At 49.7% G+C, this 7865-nt stretch carries 10 protein-coding genes; all 10 read right to left on the bottom strand.

Annotated elements, in window-relative coordinates; genetic code table 11:
* Window positions 1–701 precede the first annotated feature (701 nt).
* The 10 genes from EZI54_RS22720 to EZI54_RS25500 all read right to left on the bottom strand — a co-directional run bounded on the left by EZI54_RS22720 (window position 702) and on the right by EZI54_RS25500 (window position 7270).
* Entirely contained in the window at window positions 702–1052 is a 351-nt protein-coding gene (locus EZI54_RS22720; RefSeq protein WP_131484156.1) for a hypothetical protein, read from the bottom strand.
* Window positions 1053–1158: 106 nt separating this feature from the next.
* Window positions 1159–1431 (bottom strand): hypothetical protein, encoded by a 273-nt coding sequence (locus EZI54_RS22715; RefSeq protein ID WP_131484155.1) that lies wholly within the window; start codon window positions 1429–1431, stop codon window positions 1159–1161.
* A gap of 110 nt (window positions 1432–1541) precedes the next feature.
* Window positions 1542–1913: an SMI1/KNR4 family protein gene (locus EZI54_RS22710; protein WP_131484154.1), complete on the bottom strand. Its 372-nt coding sequence runs from the start codon at window positions 1911–1913 to the stop codon at window positions 1542–1544.
* Window positions 1914–2541: 628 nt separating this feature from the next.
* Window positions 2542–3018, bottom strand: a complete 477-nt coding sequence (locus EZI54_RS22705; RefSeq protein ID WP_131484153.1) for a cupredoxin domain-containing protein — start codon at window positions 3016–3018, stop codon at window positions 2542–2544.
* 85 nt (window positions 3019–3103) lie between these two features.
* Window positions 3104–3697 carry a type II toxin-antitoxin system VapC family toxin gene (locus EZI54_RS22700; protein WP_131484152.1) on the bottom strand — a complete coding sequence of 198 codons (594 nt, stop codon included), beginning with the start codon at window positions 3695–3697 and terminating at the stop codon, window positions 3104–3106.
* A complete protein-coding gene (locus EZI54_RS22695) occupies window positions 3673–4308 on the bottom strand; it encodes a hypothetical protein (RefSeq protein ID WP_131484151.1) in 636 nt (211 codons plus the stop codon). The genes EZI54_RS22700 and EZI54_RS22695 overlap by 25 nt, the downstream gene beginning before the upstream one ends.
* 107 nt (window positions 4309–4415) lie before the next feature.
* Window positions 4416–4772 (bottom strand): hypothetical protein, encoded by a 357-nt coding sequence (locus tag EZI54_RS22690; RefSeq protein WP_131484150.1) that lies wholly within the window; start codon window positions 4770–4772, stop codon window positions 4416–4418.
* A 119-nt stretch (window positions 4773–4891) separates the two neighbouring features.
* Window positions 4892–5434 carry a hypothetical protein gene (locus tag EZI54_RS22685; RefSeq protein WP_131484149.1) on the bottom strand — a complete coding sequence of 181 codons (543 nt, stop codon included), beginning with the start codon at window positions 5432–5434 and terminating at the stop codon, window positions 4892–4894.
* 95 nt (window positions 5435–5529) lie between these two features.
* The gene (locus EZI54_RS22680) at window positions 5530–6027 is read right to left on the bottom strand and encodes a DUF3291 domain-containing protein (protein ID WP_131484148.1); all 498 of its coding nucleotides are present in this window, start codon (window positions 6025–6027) and stop codon (window positions 5530–5532) included.
* Between the two features lie 952 nt (window positions 6028–6979).
* A complete protein-coding gene (locus EZI54_RS25500) occupies window positions 6980–7270 on the bottom strand; it encodes a 2OG-Fe(II) oxygenase (RefSeq protein ID WP_365868924.1) in 291 nt (96 codons plus the stop codon).
* Window positions 7271–7865: the final 595 nt, after the last annotated feature.

Raw genomic sequence — 7865 nt, 5'->3', positions numbered from 1 at the left:
CGGTTACCGTTTTTACAAGGCATGCACAGACCGCCGGTGCGCTCGGCGGTACTTGCTAAAATTGCTGCACCGCATTCAGTACATGGGACCTTCTCACTCATTTCGATGCCTTGCTTGTGCATAACGCGAAAATAAGCGGCGCCCTTGGAGCGCAGCGCAAAGGGCGTCCGGTGCAGGCCCAGAGGGCCTGAACGAACTTGATTGATTGGTTAAGTGGTTCAGTAGCATTTTATCTCCAAGACCAGATCGGTTAGGCGATGTGGTACGTCCTTTGTCTCAAGGACCTTAGATAGCGATTCTAAGGGCTCCTCTTTGAACCCATCACGGAACTCACCTGACTCGAAGCTTTCCCAATAGAATTTTCTTGGCACTATAAGGTGTGCTATTTGGCTATATGAAAAAGGTTGTCCCCAAACACCGCCGTCACCAATGCCAATGTCACCGATTTCTTTTGCGGTGGGCAAGCCGGACGACCAGTACTCAGCATCTAGCGTGAGGCGATCGTAAGTAGTCCATGAGCACCAATTATCGCTGCGCATCGCTACATGGGATCCGACACCCAAGACCTCGCAGCATGTTTCGAAGAATCTTTTCCAAATTTCTGGGGCCATAGGATCACTTAACGCTGAGGTAACCGGCGCCGGAGCGCCAGCGGAGGGGACCAAAAGCGCCACGCTTTTGGCGTCCGGTTGACCGCCTGGTTATGGCCTTGCATGCTTGGTCACCGTATGAATTACAAATTTTCCGCAAACTAAGCAAATGACGAGAATTAGTAATATTTGGATGGCGAAGTTCGCGCCGAAATACCACCAGTACTCGTCAGTTACCTCTTTCTTGGCTGCGACCAAGCGGTCACCAAATTCCGGATCACGCATCAACGCGTTGGCTTCTTCTCGGGAAAGATCTGATATTGACCTGCCATCCAATGCCAATTCAGCAGTCTCTTTGTTTACGTGCTCTGCCAGTGCCTCGCCAAAAGATCCGCCGAGTGCGCTGACAAGGACTGCCAGTATGAGGCTGGCAAAAATGGATAGATAAACCTTCGTTTTCACTCGACTTCCTTGTAGCCATAACGCCAGCAATAAACGGCGCCCTGACAAGGGCGTCCGGTGGAGGCCGTAGGCCGGAACGAATTTGATTGCCTTGTTATACACAAGGCTACCAGCCCCACCAACGTTCGACCCTGACAATGCCGCGCCAGACACCCCCGAGAATAGAAGGAAAAAGTTGCGGGAGTAGCAATGCCAACACAGCAAAGACGATGATACAGGCGATCAGGTAGGTACTGCTGAGAAACCCGCCCCAGAACGCGAGCTCTTTATTAACACCAAGCCAAATAAACGCTGCGGTCGGGACCGAGAAAAACAGAGATGCAAAGAGGCTGATCAACCTTGATTCAATTGGCCCGCCTTGGCCACTATTCCTTGCCATTTTCCGTGACTACTCCTTGTGTATAACGCTGAGGTAACCGGCGCTGGAGCGCAGCGGGGGGAAACAAAAGCGCGACGCTTTTGGCGTCCGGTTGGCCGCCTGGTTATGTTTTATTCCAAGATTTCGGCTAAATACTTCTCTACAAATTCTGCAAGATTAGCTGCGTAAGGGTCACACGCCATCCTTTCGTGACACGCAAAGCCAACTGAAAACTCTGATTTTTCATGGTTTATGACGTAGTAATCGCCACACCCATTTTGGCCAATGATGAAATACCTCTCTGGCCATTTTTCTCCGAAATAGCCGTTTTTGCGAACCTCAATGTTTTCTTCTGCTATCGCTTCTGGATCGTTCAACAGACCAAAATCTTCAGCTTCGGTGCCCGCTAGCTCCTTGGGATAATTGAGCAGTATTTCCCTATAGCTTTCGGGTAGCTTTATACCTGTTGATCTCTCAATTGACCGGATTTCATCGTTAGTCATGATCTACTCGTGAAACATAACGCTTGCAGCATGGGCGGCAAACCGCAGGTTTGACGTCCCGTGCCTGCTCTTGTTAAGCCAACCGTATAGATTGGCGTTGCAGTATATTCAGAGCCAGTAAAACTGCCTCACGGTTTTTGGCATGTTTAACCCACTTTGGTAGCCGATTTACCATGGCCCACTTTGCATTAGCTGGGGATGGTCTGTCAGTTACTGCAACATACTCCGCGATATCGGAAGCATGCTTCGGGCTGAAAACGCCAAGATTGTGCCCTTTGATAGTAACTTGAAGGGACAGCTCATAACCAAAGTAAGGCTCAATGCCACATGCCGGATCATGGCTTCTAAAATCACTTTGCCAGTTAGAGCTAGGCCAACCTTCTCTATGTGGGCAGCCGTGACAAACAAGCGATACGTCAAATGGCTTCCAAGGCAAAGCGCACTTTGCGCTAGCATTGATAACCGCATTACCGCCACACTTTGGGCAAACACAATGCACTTCTCTCAAGTAGTCATTGAGAGTGGCGTTGTATTTCCCTGGATTCGATACTCGCTTCATGGCTTTAGTGCTTAACGCTGAACACACCGGCGCGAGCTTGCGAGCGTCCGGTGCTGTGACTTGTTAAGCCTACAACGCTGCATACGTCTCTTCCGAGACCTCCGCACCATCTGGATTAACCCACGAAAGCACTGCGTTGTATGCGGTAGGACTCCCGAAGTGGATCGCTGCAATCAAAGTAACAGAACCTCCGGGCTGGAGTATTGGTACGGGAAATTTAGCCTCGTAATCATTTTTGACAAGAGGGCTATCCTCCGGTTTCACCAATAACCGTAGATCAACATTTTTTGCGGCGACATCGCTGATGTTTGTTATCCGGAATCGGTAGGTTTTACCGTCTTTAAAAATGTCGAAGGAGAGTCGAGCAGCATCCTTTCCCTTCTCCTCCCGGAGCAGGATCTCCAGCTGCTTTTTGGCAAGTTCCGACGTTGCACGCTGAAGGTCATTGGCTTCTCTCTGAATTTTTCGCTGTCCACCCCAAACGACCAAGCTGACGATGGTCGCGATGCAGCCCAAGACGACACTCAAAATTTCGTACTTTGACACCTCGACTAACTCCCCTTGGGCTTAACGCGGAGCGAAGCGGCGGCCCGTCAGGGACGTCCGACTTACGCGATTGGTTAGAAATTGACTACCCATTGCCTGATTCCAGCACATTGAGCACACGCAAGCCTTCGTGTTCGGCCGTCGCAGCTAGCTTCGAGTCAGCAGTCACCAAGATAGTCGCTGATCCCTCGATTCCCCCGGCAAACAGCCCTTCCTTTACGCTCAGTATTTGAAAAGCATCTGAAACGTCTAGGTTGTGTTTTCTTGCAAGCTCTATTGTTTGCAACAAATAGGGAGGTTCGCAGACGTCAATATCCTCTGCCTCATTCAGCCGAGCCTGAAACTCACAACCCAGGCTAAAACAAGCTTCTAGGTATTGCTCCCGACTGATCTCTTTTCGATACAAATACTTCACCTTGAGTACGCCAAGGGCCTCGTAGAAGCAGAATGGCGTTGTATAGATCGTGGCCTCTTTGGCGATGAAATCTCGAACTACTTCACTGCCTTCTTCGTCAATGTGCCACTTCACCAGCACAGACGCATCAAGGCAACAGGCTCTCAAGTAAGTCATTTCCATGTGATTTCTAACGCCCGGCTCACGCGCCGGTTTGTAGCCGCAAAGCGGCGGAAAATCGGTCGCTGTGCAGTCGTTGGTTATGTTCTTCTCGAAATACTGCACTTTCTAATCAATGGCGCAAGAGAGAAAGAATCAATCATCCCAGAAACCTGAACAAGCTCGTCTTTATTGATTGCGAGCAAAGCTTCCTTATGATTTTCCTCGAACACTGCGATGACGTGAATTCCATAATTTTTCTTATTTTTAGACGTTAAGCTCACCCACAAGTATCCGTCTCGCTCCTCGCGCACAGAAGAAAATGTAGCTGTCCAAACCACCTTCTGACCAACATAGCTCTTCTCGAACTGGTCCCGTTGTAGCTCCGTCAGTTCATTGTCTTTCCATGACTCATAAAAGAGATCCATATCATTTAGTAGAGAAGTTGTCTCGACGATCTTCTCAAATTTATCGCCTTTCTCCTCTAAAGCTTCGCCCGAAATTGAACGATCCTGCGAGGGAGCCGAAACCGAAGATGGCGGGTTGGCACTAACTCTTTCCGGTTCATTTCTCTGTAGTTGCTTTCGAATTTCTTCCACGTTGTTTTCAAGAACCGCTATACGAAAATCTCTCGGTTTGACGAAAAGCACATCCATGACCTTCCATGTACCCGCGACCAAAGGTATAAACCCTGCAAAAAAACTAATAACAGGATTTTGTTGGATTATTTCCAGCACAAATTTTGTCCTCTATAAAACATAACGCCGCTCAGCACGCGCGGCTACGGAATGGAGGCGAAGCCGCAATGCAGTAGCCGTCGCCGTGACTGGCTTGGTTATGAGCTTTACTCAAAACCGTAATCATCGGTGAATAGGTCAATTTTTCTGGTCACATATTCCATAATTTCGTCGTATTTGCTCTCTTCTATTTTTCCGGCAACCACGAAACAAAAGAGGTATGAGGCAACATAATGGAACTTAAACTGATCCTTTGACCTTTCATCACATGCCCAGTCTCTCTGAACCTGTTCCTCATTCTCATCCGCCATTTGCTGAACGAGAGCGTCATTGTTCATATGGTTTCTTTTGGAGTAGATCAGCGGGGCAATCATGTAGAGATTCTGAGCCGGGATTTCACCAATCCTTGCCGCCTCGATAGCCTCTGCCAGCGACGCTTCTGATTCCTCAAGCCATTTTTTCATGTCTATCTGCAGTCCTTATGGCTCATAACGCTTGCAGCATGCGCGCCCACGGAATGGAGCCGAAGGCGCAATGTAGTGGGCGTCGCCGTGCCTGCACTGGTTAAATTTCTGTCTCAAACTCATGCCACTCCTATAGATTTCGAGACAAATACGATTGCAGAGCCAATCCAATAGATTAGGAAGCCAAAACCAAGAAGCATTAACAGGGCAACGAATACTTGAAACCATTTTGGGTAGATGCGTTGCAGATGGACTTGAATCAGCTGACCAGGGCCTTCAGCGCTGCGGACATTGAGCAAAACCGGCTCTTGGATGTGACTAAGGAGCTGTATATTCACGAACTCTTTGGCACCTAAACTCGGAATTTTTATGATATGACAACCATCGGGGCCAGTATCTTCTACATAAGAGATCGCGGTAGAGAATTGAAAATGGTCTGGCCGCTGCTTGTGTATTATTTCGACATTCGTTGCCGGCAAACGCCCATCATTTTGGATTGTGAGAGAGTCCGTTCTCAGGGCGAGTTTGGGCTCTTTCAGATTAAACATGAATGACCCAGGCACCCAGTACAGGAGCCTAGGCTTTGCCTGCAAACGCTGGAGAAGCAGGCCAACGACAAGGCTTACTACGCCCGTGGCGATGTAGCCTATAAATTGTTCCATTGCACTCAGTTCCTTAATTTAACGCCAGCAATAAACGGCGCCCTGACAAGGGCGTCCGGTGGAGGCCGTAGGCCGGAACGAATTTGATTGCCTTGTTAAGTGGCTGGACATTCACCACCCCAAGTATCGGCTGGCACATTGGCAAAGTCATTGGGAGCCGAAAAGGCTTTCTTGAACGTGAAAGCCTCGGCAGTTGGGCCATGCTCTCGCAGAATGTTCAGTTTTTGCGCCGCCTCTTGGATTGACGGAATATGACCGGCAGGCACCCACCAAAGCACCATATAGGCGTCGCCCATTTTCTGGAACCACTCTTTCTTGCGGCGCATGATTTCAACGTGGGCAGACCGATAAACATAATTATGCAAAGCCTCGACTGAGTCCCAGAGGGACAGGTTTACGATTTTATCGGAGCCGAAATAGTCAATGCCGGTAGCATCACCGTCCTCGGTCTGTAGCCGCCAGACAAAACCAGGGGAGTCATCTGCCAACGCATTGATCCGATCAAGATTCGCTACAAAATCCGAAAGCTGCGGCGAATCTATCGGTGCCATCAGCGTGGCAATGTTGAGCTGGGCAATCTGATACTTACTCACAGTTTCCTCCCTGAAAACACTTAACGCTGAGTTAAGCGGCGCCCTGTACAGGGCGTCCGGTGGAGGCCACAGGCCGGAACGAACTTGAACGATTTGTTAGCCATCACTCGCAGCTAGCGTTCAATACAAAGTGTGAGTCGCCCTCACGGAAAACTAGATTATTCCTAGCAGCATGCTCACTGATTCCACTCCGGTCTGACTGGAAGTATGTATGACCCTGATCATCTGTTCTTTCGCACGACAGTGATGTGCCGGAATCAAGATCAAAAAACGCTAGCGTGCACGAGTAGGAGCCCTCTGAAAGTTGAAAGTATTCCCGCTGCACATCGGACTTTGGCGTGAGCTCAAATACAAACTGAACAGTCCGCTTTGCCGCAGCATTGGACTTCACCGCAGCAGTCACGTCCTCTATTTCGACTATGCAGGTGGCGGTATCCGCCGACGCACTCAAGACGGGTACTGCAATCAAGAGCAGCCAGCAATATTTTAATCGGGTCATCCTGGACCTCTCTGTAATGGCTAACGCCTGCATAAACGGCGGCTTTTACGTAGCGAAGCGTAGAAAAAGCCGTCCGGTGGAGGCCCATCGGGCCGGAACGAATTTAATGCACTGGTTAAATGCATTTAGCAATCACCACCACCGCTCAGATCGCCACCTGCAAGAAAAGTTGAACCAGTGGTTCTGTTTGGGACTACTGAGGTCTTTGCATTCAGATCCTTGGCTAGCTTTTGCTTCGACTTCAATATCTCTTTCTTCTCTTCTGGAGTGAACCGTTGTTCTGCCTCCAAGCTTGCACCGCAATACATGCAGATATCGGTTATAGTTTTCTGAATTTTACGATCACAACTGGGGCAATTACCTTTCAACACGAACCCTCCCGCAGCCATTTAACGCCAGTGGTAATGGGCGCCAACGGAGCGCAGCGTAGTTGGCGTCCCGTTGACCACATTGTTATGTGTTTTTAACCCATCCAATGCTGAGCACATAACGACTCCCCTGCTTGACTGGCGTCACTGAGTGCTCAGAAATATCAGACCGGAAAAGTTTGATCCTTGAGCTCTCAAAAATCGGGTTGCTGCACCGAAAGTGGCCACCAGACTTTGGCTGCTTGAGCACCAGGTTAAACCGGTAATGCTCTCCGCTATTAACTTGATCGACATGGGGCGGTATACCCTGACCCTCTCGGAATCGGAGCAGGTACACGTCAAAAGGATTTGGCCAAAAACCGGCCCCGACGAGCATCTTATCGTATCCCGTGTTTTGCCGGCCTTTCTCCCAGCGGAAAAGACGGGAAAGAAATCTCTTGATACTCAACTCCATGATTCCTAATTACACATAACGCCGCTCAGCACGCGCGATTACGGAATGGAGGCGCAGCCGCAATGCAGTAACCGTCGCCGTGACTGGCCTGGTTAGATTTTCGCAAAGAACTCGCCCTTAGGCTCACCCGCTTAGTCGACTGATCGTAAACCCGTGTACTCTTCCTCAGGAGGCAACATGTCAACGGTTGCGGAAGCATTCCCCACTTTCAATTCAAACACGGCTCCGGGATGCAACTCAGTCTCGGTCTGAGTTCCACACTCGGTGGTGACTCTGACTCTCAACGGTGAACTTTTCTGGTTATGAAAGCGCATAGTGTCCCCAGGTTTCAGTCTATGGGACTGCACACTAGATCCTGTTTCACTGTCATTCATGGAATCCCCTTCAAATCTAACGCCGATGTTAAGCGGCCGGTTTGGAGGCGCACCGCGCCGGAAAACCGGTCCGGTGGAGGCCGATAGGCCGGAACGTACTTGAACTACTGGTTATGTTCTTAGGCTTCGTAGGTAGCGATCTC

It is taken from the genome of Marinobacter halodurans (genome assembly GCF_004327985.1).
Taxonomy (GTDB): Bacteria; Pseudomonadota; Gammaproteobacteria; order Pseudomonadales; family Oleiphilaceae; genus Marinobacter_A; species Marinobacter_A halodurans.
The sequence above is the reverse complement of the archived record's forward strand: the minus strand, read 5'-3'. Positions and strand labels throughout refer to the sequence as shown.